Genomic DNA, 26,456 nt, shown 5'->3' on the forward strand with positions numbered 1-26,456 from the left:
AGATTAGCTCCTTTTTCTATTCCAAAACCAATTGCTTATTATAATTCCTGTTAATCCGCCGCATGTATCCAGTAATGAATCTTGCCACATCGGTGTACGATCTCCCGTAGTCCATTGATGAATTTCATCAAATGTTGCATATCCCGCAACGAAAAGAAGAGCGTATATAAAACACCTTTTTCTCGAATAACCTAATCGATGAAAAGCGTAATACGTCAATGAACCGAGCATAAAGAACACCATAAAATGCGCACCTTTACGAAGGAAAAACTCAATAAATCCGCCTACACCTTTATTTGCAATGCTAACAGGTGTACCACCGCCATAATCGATAGATACCCACGAGAAATGCTCTTTCACAAACTCAACATTTACATATTGTTCAATATCCGAGCGCATATCCTGCTTTTTATATGGTTGTGCCGAGGAATAGAAAATCAACCCCATCCATAGTAAAACAGGAATCCAAAATAACCATTTACGTTTCACTCTTCCGAAGCCCCTCTCTTAGTCTTTTAAGCGTACCAAAAAAAAGAATAAATTTCACGCCAAAACATGACATTTGCACCCTATTTATAAAGTGAAAGGGGGTGATAAACATGGCAGTCGGAACAATCGTAACGGACTTAACTTTACGTCTTGTCTTAAACAGTGGATTAGATAAGAACGGAAAAACAGCTTTTAAGCAAAAACAATTTAAGCGTGTTAAAACAAACGCAAACTTAGAGCAAGTACAAAACGTAGCACGTGCTCTTGCTTCTTTACAAGTATCGCCGCTTCACGCTATACAGCTTGTTAGCACATCAGATCTTTCTACCCTATAAGGTTAAAATTTACTTAGTGGGGGGTGTTCATCCCCCGCTAAGTATGAACCAACACCAATCACCCTGCCCGCAATATAGCGGGATAAATAAAAAGGAGGAAATAACATATGCAAGTACTAGAATTAATTTTTGCGAAAGAAGATGGAAAAACAGTTGTTTTTTCTATCGAGAAACCTATCACACCCGTCGATGCACAAGTCGTAAATCAAGTAATGGATACCATCCTTGCCTCATCTGTATTTTCATCAATTAATGAAAATACCCGAAAAAAAGGAGCCCGTCTCGTAGAAAAGAATGTATCTGAAGTTCCAATTAACTTATAAACAAAAAGACGAATCTGCATCATTTTGCAGATTCGTCTTTTTTCTTCGGCATTTCAATCGGAATAAAGATTTTTGAAAAACCGACGCATACATATTTATAATGTTCTCCGCCTATATCAAACTCGGTCGTATATGTTGAGAAGAAAATATAATCATTTCGCTTTGTATAATTCTCGATTAATAATCCAACTTGTGGCTCAACATATTTTTTCGCCAACTTCTTACCAGCCGATGCTAAATCGCCAAGGAGACCTTCTTCATTTTCCTTTTGAACTTCGTCTAGCTTCTTACTTACATCATTACGTTTCATAAACTGCTTCGCTGCCCAATCCGTATATTCACCTTTACTCGGATTACTATTTGCTAAATATACTAGAAGAACAACAACTAGAGCCATAATAATATACTTTTTCTTCATACTATCTCACCGCCTACTCTTTTCTATTTTCATATATATGTACAAGCGATGCAAATTAGAAAGACTAACATCTATTGATTGTAAACGAATAGTCAAAATTTACAATATGAAACAGAATATTAATAATTAATTTACTTAATTCGTATATAATTATATTTGGTATTACTATTATTTATAAGGGAGGAATCAAATTTATGAATGAAGAAAATGATATTATTATTTCTAATTCTACAATGATGCTGGAACCTTACAAGCACCCTTATTATCGCACCAAAATTATCGACAGTAGCGGGAACCATCTTTACTCCTGTCAAACTGCTCTCCAACTCATCAAGCAATCTTGTCTAACCAATGTTCACTCTACTTATCAAGGCAGACGTAATGCAGTCCAAACAAACTTTAAATTTAAACAAAATGTCCCAATTCCAATTAATCATCGAGAATATATTTGTGCTTTCCCGACAGAATCTCCCTCTTCTCCAAACTGTATATGGCTATTTTATAACCATATAGATGACATAGAATTTTTCAAAAAGAGTAAAAAAGCTAACATTCATTTTTCAAATGGCACTACTACAACAATACATATCAGTCCCCATAAGTTAAAACAATAATTATTAAAAGCTGGATACGTATTATCACGTATGAACATGCAAGATTCACTACAATTTAAAAACCTCTTATTACATTTACTACCTTAACAGAATAAGTAGAATGGAAAGCAATATCCATTGCCTTCCATTCTTATAATCCTATTTATCCTCTTAAGCTATTTCGCATTTTCTCAAGTGCTTGCCGATACACCCACCTCACTTGATAATAAGTCATTTCCATCTCGCTAGCGATTTCCCCCATCGTCTTCCCTACAAAAAAACGTTCGAAAATAATATACTTCTCCTTCTCATCTAATACACTCATAAAATCCTTTGCTCTTATTTCAGCATCTTCAAACGTAAAAATCTCCTCATATTCACCTACGTAAACATTCCTTTCTTGCAAGGCAGACTCTTTCTTCAACCTTTCCAATATATAACCACGCACCGTTACAACTGCATATGCAGGAAAACTTCCTTTCTCCGCATCAAATCTTTCATAAGCATGCCAAAGACCAATTAAACCACATTGATAATACTCTTCATGATCTTGATAAATACCTAGCTTCTTTATTTGATTTACAATCATTCCTTCATACAAAACAACTGTCTCTGTAAAAGTCGCTGGCTTCACACAGTACCTGTTTCTAAAAGGTATACCTCTTTGTTATTCCGCCGGTACCTCCACAATATAAAAATAAAGAAGCGATTTCACTGTGAGTAATTTCAAATACTACCGCCGAAATTTGAAATTACACGAAGTAGAATTTGAAATTCTGCTGGTCGTATTTGAAATAAGGGTAAAAATAAAAAAGGTGACTCTTGGGAGAGTCACCTTTTAGTCCAATCATATTATACCGGTAAACCAGGTAAAAACTTTGCCATCAATACAACAATCGCAGCTAAGAATACTGCCTTAATAATGAATAAAATGATAATTGGAATAGCTGCTTTCACTTTACTTAATCCTGCTGTAACTTGTAATCCTAACCAAATTAAAACTAAATTCCATAAAGAGAACACTTCGATTGAATTACCGATTCCGTATACAAGTGAGCCTTTCTCAAATAACGGACCTAAACTTGTATACGCAGTTGGTGCAGCACCTAAAATTAAAGCTATAATACCATTAATGAGACCACCAATAATAACAATAATATCCGCGTATACAATAATCATTACTATTTTTTTGTAAGAAGTATCATTCCCGTAAAACATCATAAACACTTTATAAATAGCTGCAACAACGAATGTTGCGATCATAACACCTACTGTTCCCCATATCGTACTAGAAACTACATTTGATACAAGCGAGCCCTGTTCTGCAAGTGCACCACCTAATTTCTTTTGCATTTCAATCATCTCAGGTGATGTATACGTAATATACGAATTTAAACCACCTACAAGTCCTTGTAATAGTGCCACTATGAAGAACATGCCCCAAACTTTCTCAGTCGTCTTCATTCTCTCAAACTGTAAGCCAGGAGAAGTCATCATTCCAAACAATGATGGCTTCTCTCCGCCAGCTTTTTGCGTATTAATATTCGCTTCCATTATAACGCCTCCTTCTATTTATATAACCCGTTCTAACGGGCGGTTCACTTCCTCAACATAGAGGCTACGAACCGCCCACTAGAACGGTAATGTGTAGTAGAGAGCCCCCTCTCTACTACACTACTAACTTATTCATAACGTAATGCTTCAATTGGATCTAACTTCGCAGCTTTATTCGCTGGAATTAATCCGAAAATAATACCAAGTGTCATAGAGAACAGTACGCCTCCAACGACAACCTCCCACGAAACGAGTGGTGGCCATTTTGCAAATGTGGAAACGATATATGCCCCACCATATCCAAGACCAATTCCAATCAAACCACCTAGAAGCGTTAACATGACTGCTTCAATTAAAAATTGTAATAAAATTTTACTACGCGTTGCCCCAAGCGCTTTACGTATCCCAATTTCGCGCGTACGCTCCGTTACAGATACGAGCATAATATTCATAACACCAATACCACCAACGACTAGTGAAATACCCGCAATACCGCCAATGATCATCGTCATGATGCTAGTGACTTTAGAAACATTTTCTTGTAGTTCTTTTAAATTCACCAGTTCATATTTACCTGGAATCTCACTTGGCTTACGACTATTTAATACATCAACAGCTTGTTTCCCAGCTGCTTCTAAATTGTCTACATTTTTAGCTTGAATTGCGATATTTTGAATATCATCTGTTCCGAATAAAACAGGCCATAATGTAAGGGGGATTAACGCTTCTTCCATTTCAAATCCCATAAACTCATTATCAGATGTATACACACCAACAATTTGCATTGGCTGCCCCTTCATCTCAATAATTTGTCCTACTGGGTTTACGTCCTTAAATAACGTTTCCTCTGTTTTTGTACTAATCATCACAACGTTATTTGCATGAGAAATATCTGATTCACCTAAAGTACGTCCCTTTACGACCTTTACTTTATTAACCGCAAAATATTCATTATCAAGACCAATAACATTCAGATTTGCTTTTTTATCATTTACATCCAATATCTCTGTTGTCGAATTTGTCGTAATAACATGTGAAACATCTTTCACTTGTTTTACTTCCATAATATCCTCTTCTGTTAACTTTGGTATTTCAAATCCGCCTATAGCAAACTCATCATTCATATCTGGTTTAAATTGAATTGGCATAAGGTTATTACCACCAGAACCTGCGAATTTCGACTTCAGCATCGCTTCCCCGCCTTGCCCAATTGCAACGACAGTAATAATAGAACCAACACCGATAATAATACCGAGCATCGTAAGAGCTGAACGCAGTTTATGAGCTAAAATAGAAGATAGGGCAATTTTTATACTATCTAGTAAACTCATACCGCACACCTTCTATCTTCTGTAATTTTCCCGTCTCGCAGTACAATGCGGCGGGAAGAATACGCTGCTACTTCCTCTTCATGTGTAACCATAACAATCGTTGTACCTTCTGCATTAAGCTTTGTGAAAATATTCATCACTTGCTCACCAGACTTCGTATCAAGCGCACCAGTAGGCTCATCAGCCATAATGAACGTTGGATTATTCGCAATCGACCTTGCAATCGCTACACGCTGCTTCTGTCCACCTGATAATTCATTCGGCAAATGATGAACCCTATCTGACAAACCGACTTTACCAAGCGCTTCCAGAGCCCTTTGACGACGCTCTGCTTTCTTCACACCACCGTATACGAGCGGAAGTTCAACATTTTCGACTGCCGAAAGACGCGGAAGCAAATTAAAGTGCTGAAACACAAATCCAATATATTCATTACGAATTAAAGCAAGCTTTGACTCGTCTGCTGTTAAGATATTCACATCATTCAGCATATATTCGCCTTCTGTTGGACGATCTAAACAACCGATAATATTCATAAGCGTTGATTTACCAGAACCAGACGGTCCCATAATCGAAACGAACTCACCGCTTTGAATCGTTAAACTAATACCGTGCAAAATCGGCACTGCCAATTTTCCTTGATAATACGTTTTAGCAATATTATTTAACGTAATCATTTCTCTTTCACTTCCATTCCGTCATACACGTCGTCGGAAGGATTTTTAACCACCTTTTGCCCCACTTTTGCGCCTTCAACAATCTCTGTCCAATCTCCATCAGTAGAACCTTTTTTCACATTTTGTTTACGAAGCTTCCCTTTTTCCTCAACATAAACAAATGCATCATCGCCTTTTTCTACAATGCTCTTAGTTGGAACAGCAATCATCGTCTTATTCTCTAAACTTACTTGCAGAGAAACGTGATAACCTGGAGATAAACCATCTTGACTATCAAGACTTGCTTTATATGTATATTGGGACATATTTTGAGTCGCTTCACCCATACCACCAGCTTGAGCCATCTCTGCACTCGTTGGGAATTCACTTACCTCTGTAATTTTACCTGTCCACTTCTTCTTACTATTTGCTTTCGCAGTGACAGTAAATGTTTGATCTGGTTGAATTTGTGACTTCTGAAGCTCAGTTAACGTCCCTTGAACTTGGAATGGATCTTTAGACGCCACTTGTAAAAATGCTTTCCCTTGACCACCTAACGCTTGAGATGAACTTTGCGCCGCATCTTTATCTAACTTTTGAACGACACCAGTAAAATTACTATAAATCGTAAGCTCTTTCTGCTTTTTACTTAACTCTTCTTTTTGCAACTTCCCTTTTTCTTTCTCTAGATCAGTTGTCTTTTGCGCCATCTCTAACTCACTTACTTGCTCATCCATCGGATCTGTTACTTCTTTCCCAGCTCCGCTATCCTTTGCCTTCTTAATTTCTTTCTTCAACGAATCAATTTTCTTCTTTCCTTGATCATAACGCATATCTGCCATCTTCTGATCAAGCTCAGCTTGCTTCATTTGCAAGTTAATCTCTTCATTATCATAAGAGAATAACTTCGTACCTTTCTCTACCTCTTGTCCTTCTTTCACTGCAATATCTTTCACTTTTCCTTTAGTCGGATCCGCATAGAAACTTTCAATATTCCCTGGTTTCACCTGACCAGAAATTAACTTCGTATTATTAAGCTTTCGCTCCGTTACCTTCTCAAAGCTCACAGCATCAGCAGATGTTGATGCCCCCTTCTTCTTACCTTGCATAATAAAAATATTAACTGCTGCTACAATAACAATTAGTGCAATAACCCCGATGATAATCCATTTCTTCTTCTTGTTTGGAGTACGAACCGTATTTGGTACCATATTCTCTCTCCTTTTATAACTTAATAGTTTAATATAAGAATTGTATAAAACTTTCTGAAAACAGATTACATATTATTACATTCTTTTTACAAAGTTTTACACATCCATTTATATTGTAACAAAAATTCCAATGATTAGAAATATGACATCTTGTCTTTTAAGATAGATTTAAGGAAAGATTATATTAATATAAGAAAAGCCATCCTTTATTAATCAACTCCTTACCAAGATAAATTATTAAAATTATTTTCCTAATTGCACCATTATCATTTTTGTCATATATATTTGACATTTCATTTATCAAATTATAAAATGTCACATATAAATGACATTTCTGATGCACGAGGTCTACAATTATTAATAGGAGGTTTATATTTGAATAACGTTAAACAATATCGAAAATCTGAAGGTCTATCGCAGCTAGAATTAGCTAAAAAAGTTAATGTAGCGAGACAGACAATAAACTTAATTGAAAATAATAAATATAACCCCTCTTTAGCCTTATGTATCGAATTAGCAAAAGCACTACAAACAGATTTAAACAGTCTATTTTGGGAGGGAGATTAAATGATAAAAATTGAATGGAAAGAAAGAGTTTATAATAATTTTGTTGGAACAATGAGTGAAAGAGATGAATATCAAAAACAAGAAATCAATAAAGAATTATCTGTAGCTGGAATTGGTTTATGGTGGTTAAATATGTTGGTAATGCTTATTATGTTACTTGTTGATACTATGAACCACACAATATCTATAGGAACTATATTAGTTTTTCTATCTAATATGATTTATGCTAATTATTTAACATTTAAGCTTAAGAAAAAAGGTTTAAATGAGACTGAATGTGCAACAAAAGAAGAGTATTTGCAACATAAGAAAAAATTAAGAAAAGCGGGCTTAAAAGCAGGTGTACTTTGGGGCTTTCAAATGTTTGTTTTTATGAATTATATCCTTCCCTATGTAGGTTCAGAAGAAATCTCTATTTCTTTATTTGATGTTGGGCTTTGGAGTTGCGGCGGTATATTTTTCGGTGTAACTATGTACATGATTGGTTTATTAAACCTAAAAAAATTATACTAATTAACAAAAATCACTTACACATAAAACTGCAATTTTACATACTTTTTGTTTTTGCTAATATAAAAGCTATCCAATATAACAATTGGATAGCTTTTCAAACAAAATATTACGCTACTTTAGTTTTTTTCCCCTCATGTCCACGTTGAACGATGAACAAGAAGATTGTTGATAAAATTGCACCTGTTAATAGTAAGATGAAGCAACCGTCCCAGCCAGAACGATCAACAATAACACCGATTGCTGCGTTTGCTACAAGACTTCCGCCTACATAACCGAACAGACCACACATACCAACTGTCGTACCTACTGCAAATTTCGGTACTAATTCCATCGCACTTAAACCGATTAAGAACTGTGGCACATAAATTAAGCAACCGATAATAGAAACTGCAATACTTACAACAAGTATGCTAGTTGCTTGCCAATATACAAATGTACCAATAACAACTCCGACCATACTAATGATGCATAATGGCATACGCTTTCCTTTAAATAATTTATCACTTAAAAGACCAACTATTAATGAACTTGGAATTGCCATACCTTCAAAGATTGCGTACGCCGCGTGTGCTTCATTTTTTGAGAAGCCTTTAACTGTCGTTAAATAAAGTGGAACCCAGTTAATAACGCCGAAACGAATTAAATACACAAATGCATTTGCAATACATAAGAACCATACAAATTTATTTTTCACTACATACTTCATTAATATTTCTTTTGGTGACATCTTGTTAGCATTATCTGCTTTTTCAAGATTTTCATAGTCATTACGATACTCATCAATTGGAGGAAGACCTTCTGATTCTGGTGTATCCTTCGCATTAATCCAAACAAGAACTGAAATTACCATTGCGATAATCGCAGGGAAAATAAACACGCCGCCTTGCCAATGATTTTCACCAAAAATAGCTACACCAATTCCGACAAGTGGTGGTACGAGCATTCCACCAACGTTATGTGAAATATTCCAAATACCTGTTTTCGTACCTCGTTCTTTCTTCGAGAACCATTTCGTCATAACGATACTACAAGGGGGTGCTCCCATACCTTGTACAATACCGTTTAGGACAAGTAGTGTAACAATCATTCCAAATGACGATGCAAAACCGAAACAAATATTTACAAGCCCTGATAAGAATAAACCGACTGCGATAAAGCGCTGGGCGAAAGCTTTATCTGACAAATTCCCCATAAAGAACTTACTAAATCCATAAACAATTGCCATGATTGAACCTAGTAGTCCAATTTCAGCTGTACTAAATCCATATTCTTGTACTAAATACGTACTTGATAACGTAAAGTTACTACGAACTAAATAATAAGCAGCATACCCAACTGAAATTCCCATCAATACACGAATACGTAATAATTTGTATACTCGATCAATCATATCCGCTGGCAATCTTTCAATTGCAGGTGCTGGCTTGAGCCATTTAAACATATATTTCCGTCTCCTTTTCTCACTTCTGAGAGAGACGCTGTCTATTCCATATCTCGATTATTCCGCTATTTGATATATTTTGGTTTGTTCTTCTAACCGGCTGTCCTTCTATTTCTTTCTCGTTCTTCGCAAACATCGTTGGTACGCCAAACGAAACCTTTTCTAAAATGTGACCCGCTTCTTCTGATAAACAATAATCAATAAATAAATCCGCAATAATACCATTCGGTGCACGTTTTAGTTTCGAAATCGCATTAACAGATAACCCTGTTTGCTCAGGTACAATACTTACAATTGGAAAGCCTCGTTTTTGAAGCATTCTCTGATCTCCCATGAAATTGATGCCTATCATATACTCACCGCTCGCAACAAGTTCCACTGGTATGTAACCATTCACCGTTACTTCACCAACTTGTCCTGCAAGGTTCTTCACATATTCCTTCGCTTCCACTTCACCTAAAGTATCAATAAGTGATTGAAAAAACGTATATGCTGTTCCTGAGACATTTGGATCTGGCATTACAATTTTCCCCTTATATACTGGATTTAATAAATCTTGCCACCTTGATGGATAAGGAAATCCAAGCGGTGCTATTTCTTCATTCCACCGCTCTTTATTGATCGCAATTGCCAGCTTCTCCACTTCATAACCGTACCAATAACCGTCTTTATCTTTAACAGTTTTTGAAATACGGTTCGCATGCTGACTCGTAACAGGAATAGATAGATTTTTTTGCTTCATCATTTGATGCGCGTCTACCGTACCGCCAATAATAATATCCGCTTTCGGATTTCCAGCTTCCTCTTCTACCCTCCGAAGAAGCTCTTCTGTCGAAAGACGAATAAATTCATACGTACAGCCGCGTGGTTTACAAAATGATGACAGCAAAGCTTCACCAACTTCCTCACGAGCTGCTACATACGCAACAAGATGACGATCATCCAAAATAGGGAGACCACTTTTATTATATTTAATAGAGGTTGTATCTCGAGAGCAACTAGACATCGCTCCTCCAATTACTAGCAAAAAGAAGAAAAAGGCTATCTTTCTCATGACACATTCTCCTTTACAAATAAATTTGCGAGGGAGCTTTTCATATACATAACATTCCCGTTATTATCGCCGAGATATTGCACAACAAAGTAAGATGGATATACAGAAATAGTAAGAATGTCTTCCCGCTCATTCTTTATACGCTTCCCTGTTTTATAAGCGGTAATATAAGCAATCGGTTCATTCTGTGATTGTAATAATTTCTGTATTTCTCCGTAATCTGTAATTTGCTTTGCGTACCGAATCGAATCAAGTATGTGCGTAAGATTCATCGCACGTTCTACATCACCTTGGCGTACTATGACATCCTGCGCTGATGCAAAAAAATCACTAATACGTTCTGGTGTGTAATACAGGCTTAACAAATACGTTTGAAATGCTGAAATCATTGGGTCCGTACCATTCTTTCCGTACATATCAGCCCCGTACTGGAACAAGTCACCTACTGCAAAAGTACGTTTATGTCCATTCAAGTACGTTACTTCTCCAGTAAATACTTGTTCTTGATTCTTAGCTTCTCTCGGTTCTATTTGAATTCGGTCAAAGAATGAAACAATCGTATGCAAACGAACTTCATCCGTTATAACAATTTCTCCCCACTTTTCATGCCTAACCTTCATTTCAGTAGGCAGGGATTCATTCACTCTTTGTAAAACAGTTTGTTTGTCATTCACTATTGTGATTCGATTATATATTTGCTTCTCCATCACATAAAACAAAATAAGAGAAACAATTATACAAAGAACAAACATAAGAATTTGAAATGATAGCCTTTTCATTTCTGCCTACCTCCAAGATAAAAAAACGTTGTTTCGAAAATACCGCATAATTGTTTCATAAATGTATCATTTAACCGCTTTCAAGTTTTTTATGTCTTCCATTCGTCTCGGAAGCAAGAATGTAATAAATATTGTAGTACCAATCTCTTCACTACTCTCAATTCGCATACTTCCGCCCTGCTTATTCATAATCTCCTGACAAATATACAAACCGTAACCATTCCCGTAACTAGAAGGCAGGACTTTACCTTCTGGCGATTCATTCCACTCTGCAAGCACACATTCATCTATACCAATGCCATCATCATGAACAAAAACCTTCGCCTCACGTTCATTTACAATTACATTCATACGAATTTGTGTAGCATCGCTATATTTTATCGCATTATCCAGCACGTTTAAGAAGATCTGCTTCGTTTTATCGAAATCCGCAACAACATGTACATCTGTTAACTCATTTATCACTTCAATCTCAAATTTCTGCAGGCGAGGTTTCACAATTGAAACTGCTTCTTCTGCTAATTCCTTTACATTCACAACTGTAGGTGACACTTCAAACGTACTCTTCCCGTACTTTGAAGACTTAAGCAATTCCTCTACAAGTGATAATAAACGCTCACTCTCTACAGCCACATATCGCAGGCTCTCTTTTACATCTTCCTTCGCCTTTAACTTCGGAATTAAATCCACATAGCCAATAATCGCCGTTAACGGTGTTTTTAGCTCATGCGTAATGCGGTCTAAGAAATCTTTCTGCTTCTCTTTCTCCTCTTTCAATTGCTTAATATGCAGCTCAATTCCATCGGCCATCGCATTAAAAGATGCTGAAAGCTGAGCAATTTCCACATATTCATTTAGCTCAATCTTACTTTTATAATCACCATTCGCAAGCCGCTTTGCCATTTGTCTTAACTGATCAATCGGCTTATGAAGAGACTTCGCCAAACGAATTGCAAAGAAAATACCTGCAGCTACGAGACAAAGAGACGTCATTAAGAACGTCCAGCCAACATTTGTTAAAACTTCCTTCTCACCCGTTAACTCATTTATAAAACGAACACTTCCGATGACATCGTTTCCATAATAAACTGGGCTTGAAAACAAAAGAATTGGAGCTGGGTCTCCCTCTTCAAAAACATAAGATTTCTTCCCCTTCAAAGAACTCGCAATATCGATATTCCGATGAAGGAGTGCTCCTTTTTGCGTATCCGCAACAACATCTCCATTCTTCCCAATCATCTGTACACGGACATCCATGCGCTTCGCTAAATACGAAGCAATTAAAAGTGAATTCGGGCCGAGCGTCTCGACCTCTGCTTCCTTCTCTAAATAATTCATTGTATAAATTTGTGCTTCTACACTTAACTTCTCTAAAGAATTTGCCGCGTTATGATACATATTCTTTTCTAACGTAATATAAACAACTGCGTACAAAAGAACAAAAATCGGGATTAACAGTCCCACTATTCCAAACACCATATTCCTTTTTAAAGACATACCATCACCACTTAACAATCTAGTTTATAGCCAACGCCATAAATTGTCTTAATATATTCCCCGCTATTCCCTAGCTTCTTCCGCAGCCTTTGCACCATAATATCAACCGCTCTCGTATTTCCGATATACTCAAACCCCCATACTTTCTCAAGTAACTCATCTCTCATAAATACACGCTGCGGATTTGAAACAAACAACTGACATAAATTAAACTCTCGGTACGTTAACTGAATTTCTTGTCCACTAACATGCACTTTTCTTTCCTTAGGACAAATCGTTATCTCTCCTGCCCCAATTACTTCATGACTTACCGTTACCTCTGCCTTCTTCACACGCCGCGTCATATTCTTGACCCGAAGAATAAGCTCCGCATAATTAAATGGCTTCGTCACATAATCATCCGCACCAAGCTGCAGACCAAGCAATTTATCATTCATCTGACTCTTTGCAGTTAACATGAGCACTGGAATATCCCTATTCTTCTCACGGAACAAGCGAAGCAACTCATACCCATCTGTATCTGGTAGCATAACATCCAAAATTAATACATCCGGTCCTTCATTCCATTTCTCTAAAGCTTCTCTTCCATCAGCCGCCGTGAGCACTTCATACCCTTCCATCTCCAACTGCATCCGAATCAAATTACGAATACTCGATTCATCATCAACTACAAGTATTTTCATTATTCTCCTCCTTCCATCCCGTATTATAGTACAGTTTAGTATAGCAAAAATCCTATAAAAAAAGAGAGGGTATTGTCGAACATATGTTGAACGACAATACCCTCTCTTTCACTTATTATATTTTATTTAGCATACCCATTAGGTTGCTTCTGATGCCAATTCCAAGCATGCTCAATGATTGTCTTCACATTTACATACTGAGGATCCCATCCTAGCTTCTCTTTCGCTTTCTGAGAAGAAGCAACTAAACGTGCTGGATCTCCCGCACGACGTGGCGCTACTTCAGCTGGAATTTCATGATTTGTAACTTCACGAACTGCATCAACGATTTCTTTTACACTGAAACCATTACCATTTCCTAAGTTATAGAAATCACTCTCTCCACCGTTCTGTAGGTCTTTAAGCCCCAAGAAGTGAGCTGCCACTAAATCTTCAACATGAATATAATCACGGATACAAGTACCATCTGGTGTATTATAATCCTCACCAAACATCATAATCTTCTCACGTTGACCTAACGCCACTTGCAGCACAAGAGGAATTAAATGCGTCTCTGGGCGGTGATCTTCCCCAATAATACCATTTGGAGTTGCACCAGCCACGTTAAAGTATCTGAAAATCTTATAACGTAAATTAGAAGCTTGGCTATACCAATGAAGCATCTTCTCGATTGCTAACTTCGTCTCTCCATACGTATTCGTTGGATTTGTCATCGTTTCCTCAGTAATAAGGTCTACATCTACCTCACCATACGTCGCCGCAGTAGAAGAGAAAATAAACTTATCTACCTTAAACTCATCCATTACCTCTAATAAGCAAAGTGCACCATACACATTGTTATTATAATATTGAAGAGGCTTCTCCATACTAACTCCAACTAAAGAATCAGCTGCGAAATGCATAACCGCCTCAATATTTTCTTGTTTAAAAACATCTCTTAAAAATGCTTTATCACGAAGGTCGCCATTATAAAACTTCGCACCTTCCGTAATTGCATCCTCATGACCAGTTTGTAAGTTATCTACTACTACTACAGATAAACCTTCGTCTACTAATTTTTTCACAGCGTGAGAACCGATATAACCAGCTCCGCCGCAGATTAGAATTGAATTCATTGTCTTCCTCCTACATATATTAGGATTTCTTATTCACTTACTTATTATAAAAGGTATACGATTGCTCGTATACCTTTTGTGTACCTTTATTACTTAGCAACGAAATAATCCGTTACATATTGTGCCCAAACTTCATGTCCTTTAGCACTTGGGAAACCGAATTCTTCTGTTAAATATGGCAGGATAGACTTCGTTGCTGCATCAGGCCATGCTCCCCAATGATCCACATATGTATAACCATTTTGCGTCGCAAATTGCTTTAACGCCTCAATCGCCTTCGGATAATTCTTCGCACCATACACTGGGTTTGGTGGTTGAATCATAATCGTAGCACCCTTTGCACTAGTAGAAAGTGCTTGCACAAACTTCTGTGTACTCGCAACAGAGTTTCCATTACCAGTTTTACCATTGTCAGTAATAAACGGTGGCTCGAATAAAATCACATCTGGATTTTCTTTCGCAATCTCTTTATCACGTTTATTTGTGATTAACTCGTCTGTACTTTCACCCTTATATTCCTTTACTGTCACATTCCATAACCCTTTACCGTAAGCAGTTTCTAAATTAGCCGTTAACTTAGCTGCCCAAGCATCTTTTTCAGATGAAGAAGCTTCATCACCAACAATAACAAGGTTTACCACCTTTTTATCCTCAGCAGCTTTCTTTAACTTCTCTTTCACTTCATCTGGTAAATTCTTCGCATATGCTTCATTAAAAGATGACTTCGCATCTTGTTTTTTCTCTGCTTTCTTCGCTCCGCTATCTTTCACTTCAGACTTCGTTTTCGTTACTTCACTCGTCTGTCCCGTCGCATTCGCAATCTTCTTATTCCAGTACAATTTACCGCTCACAACCGAAGCGACAAACAATACAAAAATAACTAGGACAAGTACTGCTTTCTTATTCATCGATTCACCTCATCTATTAATCTCACAATATATAATATTAATATAAATCCATGCAAAAATAAACCCAACTCCTACCAAAGGAGTTGGGTTATTACATATTACTTAGTCACTTCAAGATGCGCTCTTAACTTATTCGTTAAATCTTGTTTCGCTGCATCTGGAACATAATAGTACCAAATACCATCAGCGGCTTTGTGGCCGTCACCTGAGATTTGGATATCTTCACTATTTTTCAAGCAATCTTTATAGTTCTTTTGCATATCAAACATTTGATCTTGTGTTAAGTTTGTCTTCACGTTCTTTTGAATTGCTGTTAACACATCACCATAGCTCGATAACGAAGAGAAACTTGCCCCCTTCTTAATAACAGCCTGCATCACTTGACGTTGACGCATTTGACGTCCGAAGTCACCGCGCGGGTCTTCATAACGCATACGCGTAAATGATAGTGCCTCATCACCAGTTAAATGAATATTCCCTTTAGTAAAATGATGCTTGTCTTGTGTAAATTCTAAATCATTATTTACATCTACACCGCCAACTGCATCGACAATATCTTTAAAACCTTCCATATTCACTTCAATATAGTAATTAATAGGTACATTTAAGAACTTTTCTACAGTCGCGACAGACATGTCTACGCCACCAAATGCATACGCATGGTTGATTTTATCACTTTTCCCTTTTCCAACGATTTCTGTATATGTATCACGAGGGATACTTACTGTTTTCATTGAATTATTTTTAGGGTTTAATGTAATAAGCATTAAAGAATCTGATCTACCTTTTTCATTCCCTCGCTCATCTGCCCCTAATAATAAAATTGAAACTGGTTCAGATTTACTAATTTTCACTTCTTCAGTACCTTTAGAATCTTTATCGCGTTTCAATGGCTTATGAACTTCATCTAATGTTTTTGAGACAGAAGAGTATATACTATAGGCATAAGCTCCTCCACCTATAATTAATACTCCTACAATTCCTAATATCCAAAATAGGATTTTCTTTTTCATTCTTTATCCTTCTTTCTACTTATCTGTCCATTCTTTTTAACGTAACCTTTTCATAAAACAATTTTTTTATTTAGTTATCAATACAATCATTCTGAATCACATGCAATACATTTTATACATGATCCAACTAGATACACTAAATCCAGCAGTCTATCTTCCTTAATTTATTCCCAAGTTCAATAATTATTTATTGATACCATTCAACCGCCTAATCACATGTCTTTTCCCAAAAATAGAATGTAGCAGTATGGACCCAATGATAATGAAAACTACGGCAAATATTTTTGGCATTGAGAATGATGAAACTATAAACGATAATGCAGCTCCTCTAGGGGCAAATAAAATCGATCTAGTCATCATTAATGTGAAAATCACCACTATAAAATTTGAGTTTTGCAGCATGTAATAGAATATATACAGTATTATGCCGTATATAATACTTCCTATAAATACACCTAAAAAGGAAAAATCATTATACATTTCAGCAACAAAAGATGACCCATATCCATATCCTAATAAATACGCACTAGGCATAATTATATAAGTAAGGGTATGAGCGAATAAATTACCATTAATCGCCCTATCAGCCGTTTGTCCAAAATACTCAGGTAGCCCATTTAGTGGCCTTATAATTTTATTATTAATAAATTCCATTAAAGGTCCGAAGGTAAAATATTTGTCTTTGGGTATTTGATCTTCGTACAACTTTGTATATCCAATTAGATTCCCACTAATTCCCTGAGAATAGAAAAACTCCAAAATTGAATTACCAACATTTTTCGCCTTCCCTCCCGCACTAAAATCAGCTCTTAAATTACCTATAAATGTCATAAAAGCTAATAGTATTGGGACTGCAATCCCACCTAAAGTCCATTCAAATTTACCTAACCACTTCTTTTCTTGTTCAGGTTGTTTCCCTGTCTTCTGAACACTTCTCATACAATAATAAATAAACACTATTAATAAATTTAAAATAAAAATTGATCTTCTACCTGCTAAAGCAGCAAACAATCCTTCACCTATATACAACAATACTGGGAAAAAGCTTTTTCTTTTAGATGGATTAGTTGCTAAATAAGCAAAAAAGGCTACATCATACATATTTCCAATTGTAATCAAAACAGTTGGTAGTGAAGATGTAAACGTCATAAAACTTTCGTAATATCCCTCTGTGGCAGCTGTCTGCTTCATTTCATAAACATAAATTAATCGGAATATCATACAAAAATAAAAAAACAATAGACTAAATAACCTAAGCGAGTAAAGGTACCCTATACTAAGTTCCTTCTTCTTCTTTAGAAAACTCAAATCAGCCTTTTGAATGACTGCATATCCAATAAAAATAGCAAATAGACTTAAAAACAAACAAATTAAAGTAATATTTATAATACTTTTATCTTCAAAAGCCAGCCCAAAAATTCCTAACAAATTTACATTGTAACCAAAAATTTCAGTGACGACCATTCTTCCTATCAAGAAAGTAAAAAATGTTAGATTAAAGCATAAGAATATACTTCTTTCATAAAATTTCCCAAGTGCATAAAACACATTATGAAAAAAAATAATTAATGTTGCTATTAATAACACCTTAGGTTCTTGAAATATTAAACCTATTAAAAAAAATAGTAATGCACCTATTAACAAAACATATCTAATTAGGATATTCATAAACAACCTCTCAAGTTTTTAATAAATGTTAGTATAAAACTAATCACTTCTTAATTCTCTCAATTTCATGTAAATATACATAACATCTACTATTTCAAATGTCCGTATTTAACCTGTTTTTATTTCCTCTCTAATTACTCCCTACAAATATGGATTCTTCTTTTTTATAACTTACATAGATTCACTATTTTCAATTTTTCTTTTTAAACCCTAGTTATTATCTATCCTTAAAAATTCTTTTTATATTTTTTAGTATGTAAAGTATATCATTCCACTTAATTACTATATAGCCAATATAAACTGCTACATAAATAGCAGCTGCCCATAAAGCACTTAAATACCAGGATACACTAATAAATACTATTGTCATAAATAATTCTAATAAAATATCTTTCTTAACCCTAATATTTAAAACTCTCGCTAAATATAATTCAGCAATAATACATCTAAATGCCAACAAAAATATAATGCATAAGATTGCTAAATTTAAACTATTTAATAGATATACACTTATGAATGTTAATACTAAACTCAAACCCACGGTGATTAAATTAATTATTAGCATCCATTTTTCTTTACGTAGAGTTTTTAAATACGTATTAATCAGTAAAAGCATTTTACTTTCATAAAGACACATTGGAAATAGCAATGCCATGTAAGTTAAACTTTCCGCATACTGAGGTAACCAAGCGGATAGAACGGATTTTGCTGGATAATAAAAAATTAAAAGCCCTACTAATGGTACTGTAATAGAAATCCTCATTGTTTTGTAAATATCCGGGAGTTTCTCCTTCGATGTACGACGTAGAGTAGGAAATAAAATTACTGCTATTGCATTAATAAATAGCATCAGCATATTGGCTATACTTAATGTTAATGATACCTTTCCGAATGTTTCAATACTCCAATTACCTTCAATAGCAAACCGGACAATACCAATAATAAGCATACTTGCAAAATTAGCAAATAATAATTTGCTTCCCACCGAAACATTGATCCATATTTCTTTAATACTTATTTTTATAGAATCCAACTTCCCAAACACCAATTCTTTACATGAAAATAACGAATACACTATTGAACAGATCTTCCCAATGATATCTGCAAAAATAAGATATTCAAATTGCTTAATACCATTCATTAAAAAGATTATAACTAAAATAAAATAAACCATACGTTCTAGAATTAGAATGATAGCATACTCTTTAATCCGATTAGTTGCTTGTAGCATAAAAGTTAATAATGAACGAGGAACTACCAATACACCTGTCAAACACGTTAATGCGACAACTATCGTTTTACTTGTATCCGTAGAGATCGAGCTATAAAATAAGAAAATTGAAAAATTCACAACAACATCAAAAGCAACTAAAAACCAATACTGCGATACGAAAACAGGTTTATATAAATTATTATATTCCCATCCTCCATACCTTAAATAAGCACCATCTGTCAAACCTAAGGACATATAGGATATATATGAAGAATAAAAGATATACAACTGCCAATAGCCATAATCACTAACACCAATAAATCTAGGTACAACTAAAAGCAACACCGTGGAAATAACTATAGATAAAATATTAGCAATAAATGTATACGAAAAATTACGAGCAAATTTCTTAACTGTACTGTTCATCTAACTACCTCTTTAATTCTATACAATAACATATATAAACTGACAATTCATTCTCCTGTACCCTTAAATAACTTCACTGTTTCTAGAGAGATTTTTTAACATCTCAAATTTCTTTTTTAATTAATACAAGCATTGAATTTCACAACCAGTTATATAGTAAAAAATAGTTTTTAGTTTTTATTAAACAGGGTGAATCACGACTTAACGAGAACCATTTACAATAAATATTAGAAAAGGTAAAAGCGTTTCTATAAAAAATAATACTTAGAAATCCCCTGCTTAAATCTAATAATATTCAATAAAGATTTTCACCTATTTATTATTTTAATTTTTTTTCGTCTTTTTCCAAATAAAATAATATAGATTAATATTCAATCTAGCGATTATACAAGATAACTTCACAAATTTACTAGTTAAATCACTAATCTTAAATCGATATAAATTCCCCTTTAATTCCTTATAATTTTCTTTTTCAAGCCTTTCTTCTTGCATACCATTCATTAATAAACTAATATTCATATGCATATAATAATCTTTATACTCTTCTAGCTCTACCCCTTCTTTAGTGCTCAATAAATTTATAACATTTATTAACGCTGTTAGAGCAGTTAATTTTTTGAGACTAAATTGTGATTGAGACGCATTATTACTATGAATGATATAATGATAATATGGAGTAGAATCATATACAATATTCCTTGAATTCGAGACAGCCTGACAGCAAAACAACAAATCTTCACAAAAATGAATATTTTCATCGAAATACATTTTAAAGTCTTTATTCAATACATCTACAGAAAAAAGTTTATTCCATAAAAACCCCCTAAATCCACTTGGATTAAGTATTGTATTTAAGGCTTCTTCCTTATTTAATATTTTGACATCTGATTCAATATTTTTATTTAGGATAATACCATCCGCAGTTTCTCTGATGTATCCACAAGCTACAATATCTGCCTTATTCTTTTCTATTAATTCGTATAAATTTTCAAACATATTAGTTTCAATCCAATCATCCGGATCAACAAAACCAATATATTTACCACTAGCTACGTCTAATCCAACATTCCGGGCTGAAGAAACCCCTCCATTTTCCTTATGAATAACATTAAATCGTTTATCTTTTTGGGCATATTCATCACAAATTAACCCACTATAATCTGTAGATCCATCATTCACTAGTATAATTTCTAAATCATTATAAGTCTGATTTTTAACACTATCTAAACATCTCGGTAAAAATTTTTCAGCATTATATACTGGAATGATAAGAGAAATTAACATCTTACTCCTCCTTTCCAATTGTCCTCGCACATTATTTTTATAATATGTTTTTTTTGAAGTCATTTTTCTTTTACGATTAATGTTCTCCCCAATACAAAAGTCCCCTAATTATTAACTAGGAGACTTCATTTGTACATGTAACTAGCTGATCTACAAATTCAGAATAAAGAACCTCGGCATTACTTCTTTCCTTCCAAATCTCTAATGCATTATCACACATTTCCTTATATTTCCCACTATCCATTATATGGAATTCATTAAGTGATTCAACAATTTCTGTAACTGTACAATTCTTATCTAATAAATAACCATTTTTTCCATTTTCAACGATTTCTCTTGTACCACCAACATCCGTAGCAATAACTGGAAGCCCCATAGATATCGCCTCCATAATGGCCACCGGTACGCCTTCGGATGCAGATAAATTTGCAAACACAGTTGCAGGATTTTCTTTATACCAATTTAAAACCTCTTGGTTTTTAACGAAGCCAGTAAACTTAACTTGTTCCATATTGAGTTTACTTTTTGCTATTTTTTTTATACGTTCAAACTCCGGTCCTCCACCAATATGAGTCCAAAAATATGGGATATTCTTTTCTTCTAACTTTACTAATGCTTCTATTAGTAAATCAATTCTTTTTACCTTGCGTACTACAGAACAACTCACAATATATAACTTATCATTCATAGTGTTACTAAGTACATTAGTTGAGATTGTCCCCAACCTTTCTACACTTACCTTATCTTTATATGCAGGATATGTTCGATTTAAGGCATCTACGCCATCTTGTGAACAAGGATATATTGCATCAAGAGATTTTAATAAATAGTCCCTCTCTGGTAAATACTTTAAAGGTGCCGCATCTTCATATAAGTCGTATCTATGTGCGCGCGAAATTGCATATGGATTTCTTTCTTTAAAATATTTATGTTTTAATTCTACAGCAACTCGTGCCGTTATATATAACCAATAACTATATAATGTAATTGAATCATACTGTTCAAAATCATACTCATTCAATTTATGTTCTACTCGATCATATACATCCATTGCACGACTTTCAAAATAATAACAGTATAATTTATGAGAAATTTTCCCTTTAGAATCTTCTTTAATCATTTTTGATTTTAGCTTATCTTTATTAATAGTACTAAATTGTCTTAATACCATTTTTGATTTTCCAGTGATAGAATGCTTGATTCCTATTGGTAAAACTACAACATTTTTTGGAACTGTTCTAGTTTGCTGCATTTCACTAGACACCATAGTGGAAATAATGTAAATCTTTTTATAATTTTCAGATAGGTACTCTATTTCCGATTCCAAATATTCTTCACCTTTATGAAAAGGATAATAATTGGTCAAGAGTATCAAACAATTATTCACTAATTTCCCACCTTCTGTTTTTCGTCAGTATTTCGGTTTATATTTTTCGATTTTATTACAGATGCTCCTGTTAAAAATATAATTTTCACATCCAGCACTAACGATATATTTTCTACGTAATATACATCATTTTTCACACGCTGTTCCATTGTAGAGTTATTTCTCAATACGGCTTGATTATAACCTGTAATACCAGGACGGACATCGAATTTTTTAAAGAATTCTTTCGGATAAATATCTTTATTTCCTAACGGGCTCGGTCTTGGTCCTACAAAACTCATATCCCCCTTCAATACATTAAGTAATTGTGGGAGCTCATCTATACTCGTCTTTCTTAAAATATGTCCTATTTTAGTTACCCTTGGGTCATTATCAGCGTTAAACGTACTACCATCTTCATTACGAATATCTGGTGCATTTACTTTCATCGAACGAAATTTATACATCGGAAATTCTCTCATGCCCTTACCTAATCTAGGAGCATTATAAAACACAGGTCCCTTATCCTCTAATTTAATCATGATAGCTACTGGTATCATGATTAATAGTAAAAAAGGAAGTAATAATAGAGAAATTATTATGTCAAAAATACGTTTAATACCATAACGGTACATCATCTAACCCCCGCATTAATAAATATATTTCTTCTATAGATTCAGTAAAGGTATAATCTGTTGAAAAATGTAACAGCTTATTCGCTTTATTACTATCCATATAAGAAGGGTGTATTCCCTCATTAGCATTAGGATCTTTCACTACTAAATTATCTTTATTTCCAAATACATTATTAATTGTACTTGCAACCTCATAATTTGTTAAAGCATTCCCGCTACCTATATTAAAAGCACCTGAAAGCTTCTCTTGCCTTAATGCACAAATTACAGCCTTCGCTGCATCTTTTGCATATAGAAACTCTCTTTTTGCCACACCTTTAGCATGTAAAGTTAATTGTTCACGGTGAAACGCTTGTCTAAAAAATCTATTAATCATATAGTTATTTTTTTCATTAAAACCATATAAATGGGCGAACCTCAAATTTTTAATATACAACCCTTTTTTTCTAGAATAAATATTTCCAATATGTTCACAAGCCAATTTACTAACACCATACATTAAATCCGGTAACGGTAATTCCATCTCATTCCATGGTAGAGATCTTTCATCAGAGTAAGTTGATATTGTAGATGCATACACAATATTACTAATATTATTTTCATAGCAAGCATCATATAAATTTTGCGTTAAGATTTCATTGTCATGAAACTCAGCTATCTTTCCTTGGCTACCTCTTGTAGCCGCGAGATGCACTAATGCATCTACGTCGCTCAATTGATTTATTAAATCTTCCACAGTATAATCTGAAACTCGGTATTCGCAATCATTCATCACTTTACGACTACTTCTTCTTGTTAAAATGATAGGAGTATTCCCTTCATTTTTTATGCTTTCAACAACATATTGGCCTAGAAAACCCGTTCCACCTGTAACAGCTACTTTCATTTTAGTCTCCATTTCTCCATCATGTGTTTTTTCTGATGATCAATGCTACTTTCAAATTATTTAGAAGCTTTATTTAGTCTCTATAAATAAAATATCCAATCTTGTCATTCTTACCATTTACCGGTCGAATATTATCCCCGTGTTTGTAATAATTAAAACTATGTAGGGAACTTTGTATTTGACCTTCAAACGCCGAATACTCTGCTGCAGTATTTGGTTTTTGACAGATAAATTCTAAAACATATTTATCATTTGGTTTTTCTTTGATTTTTTCCAATTCAGAAGTATCTCCATTTAATAGATGCTCAAATGTTAGCTTCATTAAATTAACCTCATTATAATAAGATAATAAATTCCACATATGGCAACCATCTAAACGAGGAGTTATTTCAATAATATACGGTACTCCCTCTTCTAATTTCATTTGTGCATAAACAGGACCATTTTTTATTTCCAATTTGGTGCACGCTGCTTCTATTATGCCATTTAATACATTTGTAGTATTAGAAGTAAGGTTTATTGTTGGAACAATATGTTTATGTATTAATCCCGTATATTCAGGCCAAGTTTCTCGATCAGAAGCAACTAAATACTTTACTTTTCCATTTACAAGATAACCATTTACAGACAATTCTGGACCAGAAATATATTGTTCTAATATTACTAATCCTGAACGAGAATATTCTTTAGCAGCTTTATAACTTTCTAAATATTCCTCTTGATTTTGAACTAATTTTACGCCCCTTTGTCCCTGTGAATCAGCTGGTTTTAAAATAAAAGGAAATTCTAACTCTAATTCATCCTTTTCACTTTTTACAACTTGGAATTTTACATTTCCTTCAAAATCGTTCCCCAAAGTTTTTCTCATTAAGTCCTTATTGTTACATATACGTGCCGTTTTTTCTGATACAAAATGTGGCATTTTTAATTTCTCACTAATTAAAGATGCTATTGGCATAGCTAAATCTGAACCTGTAGAGTAAACAACAGAAATTTGATTTTCCTGGATATAATCAATAATTGCTTCTGAATCTAAAATATTGATTTCACAAAAATGATCTACTACCTCTGCCCCAGGTCCATCTTTAGCCATCGCACAAGCATAAGTTTCATATCCCATTTTTTTTAGTTCCAAGATTGCATCCATCTGAACGGCTGCAACGCCTAGAATTAGAACTCTCTTTTTCATATATTTACAGTTCTCCTTATCTATTGTTTAAAATTTTCTTAAATGTATCCGTAATATATTTTATCTCTTCGTTTGTTAATCGTGTATGCAGAGGTAGCGTAATCTCATTTTTATACATATTAAATGCATTAGGATAATCTTTTATATCAAATCCTAAGTTTTTATATGCTGTAAACATAGGCAATGGCTTATAATGTACATTGCTTGCAATTCCCTTTTTTGCTAGCTGAATAATAATTTCATTTCTCTCAGACTCTTCAATTCCAGGTATTCTTACTAAATAAAGATGTCCTGATGAAGCAAAATCATTTCCATAATGCTGTAGACTTTGGAATCCATACGGTAACAATTCTTTATCATACATTTCAATGATTTCCCTACGTCTACCCATAAGGGACTCATATCTATCTAACTGCACTAATCCAATTGCCGCCATTATATCCGTCATATTACATTTATAGGCCGGATAGACAATATCATACTCCCATGCGCCCTTTTGAGTTTTTGCTAACGCATCCTTAGATTGTCCATGGAGACTGTATAACATAAATTGCTGATATACCCAATCATCATCCAGACCTAAATCATTACGCCATACAACGCCTCCACCTTCTGCAGTTGTTAAATTCTTCACCGCATGGAAAGAATAACAAGTAAAATCAGCTACTTGTCCACAATTCTTTCCTTTTCGTTCAGCACCAAATGCATGCGCTCCATCGGTCATTACAACTATTCTCTCAAATAGTTCTTGAACTTTATTATTAGGCTTGAATAACTCTTTCTTACTTTCAACTACACTATATATTGCATCGTAATCACACATTTTACCGGCAATATCAACTGGAATAATTACTTTTGTTTTTTCAGTAATTGCACCTGCAAGTTTTTCATAATCCATTTCAAAAGAATCTGGAGCCGTATCGACTAAAACAATTTTCGCACCTACATGCTCTATAATTGAAGCAGAAGCTGTATAAGTATACGCCGAAGTAATAACCTCATCCCCAGGCCCTACTCCTAAAATTCGCAGTGTTAGTTCCATAGCAGCCGTGGCTGAATTTAAGCACACAGCTTTATTTGCTCCGACATATCCGGCTATTTTCTTTTCAAGTTCCTTTGTTCTAGGACCTGTTGTGATCCATCCAGATTCCATTGCCTTTATTACTTCTTCTATTTCTGCCTCTGTAATGTCTGGTGGAGAAAACGGAATATTTCTTATCATAGTATCAATCATTTAAGCTTCCTCACTTTACTTATTAATTTGTTCCCAAGTTATTTAACACACCTTAAATATCCAGTAAGAAACTCT

Annotated in this window: 27 protein-coding genes and 1 pseudogene; 5 read left to right on the plus strand and 23 right to left on the minus strand. The window is 34.5% G+C overall.

From position 1 onward, the window contains the following. Positions 1 to 3: 3 nt before the first annotated feature. Positions 4 to 489 carry a VanZ family protein gene (locus ACU8YW_RS25960; protein WP_088064833.1) on the minus strand — a complete coding sequence of 162 codons (486 nt, stop codon included), beginning with the start codon at positions 487 to 489 and terminating at the stop codon, positions 4 to 6. Positions 490 to 599: 110 nt separating this feature from the next. On the opposite strand from ACU8YW_RS25960, the gene ACU8YW_RS25965 reads away from it, so the two are divergent. Together ACU8YW_RS25965 and ACU8YW_RS25970 are read left to right on the plus strand one after the other, a co-directional pair. Continuing rightward, complete coding sequence (locus tag ACU8YW_RS25965; RefSeq protein WP_088064834.1) at positions 600 to 824, plus strand: DUF1659 domain-containing protein; 225 nt, start codon at positions 600 to 602, stop codon at positions 822 to 824. 107 nt (positions 825 to 931) lie between these two features. Beyond that, positions 932 to 1,147: a DUF2922 domain-containing protein gene (locus ACU8YW_RS25970; RefSeq protein ID WP_001197599.1), complete on the plus strand. Its 216-nt coding sequence runs from the start codon at positions 932 to 934 to the stop codon at positions 1,145 to 1,147. A 19-nt stretch (positions 1,148 to 1,166) separates the two neighbouring features. Here ACU8YW_RS25970 and ACU8YW_RS25975 read toward each other — a convergent pair whose 3' ends face one another. Further along, positions 1,167 to 1,565, minus strand: coding sequence for a DUF4359 domain-containing protein (locus ACU8YW_RS25975; protein ID WP_000731403.1), 399 nt, complete (start codon positions 1,563 to 1,565; stop codon positions 1,167 to 1,169). 194 nt (positions 1,566 to 1,759) lie between these two features. Between ACU8YW_RS25975 and ACU8YW_RS25980 the strand changes: the two are divergent. After that, a pseudogene (locus tag ACU8YW_RS25980) lies at positions 1,760 to 2,266 on the plus strand (competence protein ComK). A 55-nt stretch (positions 2,267 to 2,321) separates the two neighbouring features. Here ACU8YW_RS25980 and ACU8YW_RS25985 read toward each other — a convergent pair. The 5 genes from ACU8YW_RS25985 to ACU8YW_RS26005 all read right to left on the minus strand — a co-directional run bounded on the left by ACU8YW_RS25985 (position 2,322) and on the right by ACU8YW_RS26005 (position 6,910). Further along, complete coding sequence (locus ACU8YW_RS25985) at positions 2,322 to 2,792, minus strand: sigma-70 family RNA polymerase sigma factor (protein ID WP_087985940.1); 471 nt, start codon at positions 2,790 to 2,792, stop codon at positions 2,322 to 2,324. A 218-nt stretch (positions 2,793 to 3,010) separates the two neighbouring features. Then, a complete protein-coding gene (yknW, locus tag ACU8YW_RS25990; protein WP_426934162.1) occupies positions 3,011 to 3,712 on the minus strand; it encodes a YknW family membrane protein in 702 nt (233 codons plus the stop codon). Positions 3,713 to 3,840: 128 nt separating this feature from the next. After that, positions 3,841 to 5,043: an ABC transporter permease gene (locus ACU8YW_RS25995; RefSeq protein WP_426934161.1), complete on the minus strand. Its 1,203-nt coding sequence runs from the start codon at positions 5,041 to 5,043 to the stop codon at positions 3,841 to 3,843. Then, positions 5,040 to 5,720 carry an ABC transporter ATP-binding protein gene (locus ACU8YW_RS26000; RefSeq protein WP_098133472.1) on the minus strand — a complete coding sequence of 227 codons (681 nt, stop codon included), beginning with the start codon at positions 5,718 to 5,720 and terminating at the stop codon, positions 5,040 to 5,042. Before ACU8YW_RS26000 ends, ACU8YW_RS25995 begins: the two co-directional genes overlap by 4 nt. Next, positions 5,717 to 6,910 (minus strand): efflux RND transporter periplasmic adaptor subunit, encoded by a 1,194-nt coding sequence (locus ACU8YW_RS26005; protein WP_088064836.1) that lies wholly within the window; start codon positions 6,908 to 6,910, stop codon positions 5,717 to 5,719. The genes ACU8YW_RS26000 and ACU8YW_RS26005 overlap by 4 nt, the downstream gene beginning before the upstream one ends. 375 nt (positions 6,911 to 7,285) lie before the next feature. On the opposite strand from ACU8YW_RS26005, the gene ACU8YW_RS26010 reads away from it, so the two are divergent. Together ACU8YW_RS26010 and ACU8YW_RS26015 are read left to right on the plus strand one after the other, a co-directional pair. Beyond that, positions 7,286 to 7,477 carry a helix-turn-helix transcriptional regulator gene (locus ACU8YW_RS26010; protein WP_088064837.1) on the plus strand — a complete coding sequence of 64 codons (192 nt, stop codon included), beginning with the start codon at positions 7,286 to 7,288 and terminating at the stop codon, positions 7,475 to 7,477. Further along, positions 7,478 to 7,990 (plus strand): DUF3278 domain-containing protein, encoded by a 513-nt coding sequence (locus ACU8YW_RS26015; RefSeq protein ID WP_088608266.1) that lies wholly within the window; start codon positions 7,478 to 7,480, stop codon positions 7,988 to 7,990. 106 nt (positions 7,991 to 8,096) lie between these two features. On the opposite strand, the gene ACU8YW_RS26020 is transcribed toward ACU8YW_RS26015, so the two are convergent. From ACU8YW_RS26020 to ACU8YW_RS26095, 16 genes are all read right to left on the minus strand, one after another. Next, positions 8,097 to 9,431, minus strand: a complete 1,335-nt coding sequence (locus ACU8YW_RS26020; protein WP_046955541.1) for an MFS transporter — start codon at positions 9,429 to 9,431, stop codon at positions 8,097 to 8,099. Positions 9,432 to 9,450: 19 nt separating this feature from the next. After that, positions 9,451 to 10,485 carry an ABC transporter substrate-binding protein gene (locus tag ACU8YW_RS26025; RefSeq protein ID WP_098230429.1) on the minus strand — a complete coding sequence of 345 codons (1,035 nt, stop codon included), beginning with the start codon at positions 10,483 to 10,485 and terminating at the stop codon, positions 9,451 to 9,453. Continuing rightward, positions 10,482 to 11,264 carry a DUF3919 family protein gene (locus ACU8YW_RS26030; protein ID WP_000826638.1) on the minus strand — a complete coding sequence of 261 codons (783 nt, stop codon included), beginning with the start codon at positions 11,262 to 11,264 and terminating at the stop codon, positions 10,482 to 10,484. Before ACU8YW_RS26030 ends, ACU8YW_RS26025 begins: the two co-directional genes overlap by 4 nt. A gap of 66 nt (positions 11,265 to 11,330) precedes the next feature. Continuing rightward, on the minus strand, positions 11,331 to 12,761 hold the full coding sequence (locus tag ACU8YW_RS26035) for a HAMP domain-containing sensor histidine kinase (protein WP_426934160.1): 1,431 nt from the start codon (positions 12,759 to 12,761) through the stop codon (positions 11,331 to 11,333). A gap of 11 nt (positions 12,762 to 12,772) precedes the next feature. Further along, positions 12,773 to 13,444, minus strand: a complete 672-nt coding sequence (locus ACU8YW_RS26040) for a response regulator transcription factor (protein ID WP_064476140.1) — start codon at positions 13,442 to 13,444, stop codon at positions 12,773 to 12,775. Between the two features lie 122 nt (positions 13,445 to 13,566). Beyond that, positions 13,567 to 14,559 (minus strand): UDP-glucose 4-epimerase GalE, encoded by a 993-nt coding sequence (gene galE, locus ACU8YW_RS26045; RefSeq protein ID WP_088022282.1) that lies wholly within the window; start codon positions 14,557 to 14,559, stop codon positions 13,567 to 13,569. A gap of 89 nt (positions 14,560 to 14,648) precedes the next feature. Further along, entirely contained in the window at positions 14,649 to 15,467 is an 819-nt protein-coding gene (locus ACU8YW_RS26050) for an SGNH/GDSL hydrolase family protein (protein ID WP_426934159.1), read from the minus strand. Between the two features lie 98 nt (positions 15,468 to 15,565). After that, complete coding sequence (gene tagU / locus ACU8YW_RS26055; RefSeq protein WP_426934158.1) at positions 15,566 to 16,480, minus strand: polyisoprenyl-teichoic acid--peptidoglycan teichoic acid transferase TagU; 915 nt, start codon at positions 16,478 to 16,480, stop codon at positions 15,566 to 15,568. A gap of 183 nt (positions 16,481 to 16,663) precedes the next feature. Next, complete coding sequence (locus ACU8YW_RS26060) at positions 16,664 to 18,148, minus strand: O-antigen polysaccharide polymerase Wzy family protein (RefSeq protein ID WP_426934157.1); 1,485 nt, start codon at positions 18,146 to 18,148, stop codon at positions 16,664 to 16,666. 217 nt (positions 18,149 to 18,365) lie between these two features. Continuing rightward, positions 18,366 to 19,787, minus strand: coding sequence for a lipopolysaccharide biosynthesis protein (locus ACU8YW_RS26065; protein ID WP_426934156.1), 1,422 nt, complete (start codon positions 19,785 to 19,787; stop codon positions 18,366 to 18,368). Positions 19,788 to 20,111: 324 nt separating this feature from the next. Then, positions 20,112 to 21,071, minus strand: coding sequence for a glycosyltransferase (locus ACU8YW_RS26070; protein WP_426934155.1), 960 nt, complete (start codon positions 21,069 to 21,071; stop codon positions 20,112 to 20,114). A gap of 115 nt (positions 21,072 to 21,186) precedes the next feature. Then, entirely contained in the window at positions 21,187 to 22,458 is a 1,272-nt protein-coding gene (locus ACU8YW_RS26075; RefSeq protein ID WP_426934154.1) for a glycosyltransferase, read from the minus strand. Further along, positions 22,458 to 23,072 carry a sugar transferase gene (locus tag ACU8YW_RS26080; RefSeq protein WP_098048757.1) on the minus strand — a complete coding sequence of 205 codons (615 nt, stop codon included), beginning with the start codon at positions 23,070 to 23,072 and terminating at the stop codon, positions 22,458 to 22,460. The genes ACU8YW_RS26075 and ACU8YW_RS26080 overlap by 1 nt, the downstream gene beginning before the upstream one ends. After that, on the minus strand, positions 23,053 to 23,958 hold the full coding sequence (locus tag ACU8YW_RS26085) for an NAD-dependent epimerase/dehydratase family protein (protein ID WP_099004605.1): 906 nt from the start codon (positions 23,956 to 23,958) through the stop codon (positions 23,053 to 23,055). The genes ACU8YW_RS26080 and ACU8YW_RS26085 overlap by 20 nt, the downstream gene beginning before the upstream one ends. 73 nt (positions 23,959 to 24,031) lie before the next feature. Then, entirely contained in the window at positions 24,032 to 25,147 is a 1,116-nt protein-coding gene (locus tag ACU8YW_RS26090) for an ATP-grasp domain-containing protein (protein WP_426934153.1), read from the minus strand. Positions 25,148 to 25,163: 16 nt separating this feature from the next. After that, positions 25,164 to 26,381, minus strand: coding sequence for a DegT/DnrJ/EryC1/StrS family aminotransferase (locus ACU8YW_RS26095; RefSeq protein ID WP_426934152.1), 1,218 nt, complete (start codon positions 26,379 to 26,381; stop codon positions 25,164 to 25,166). Positions 26,382 to 26,456: the final 75 nt, after the last annotated feature.

Source organism: Bacillus pretiosus, assembly GCF_052947655.1.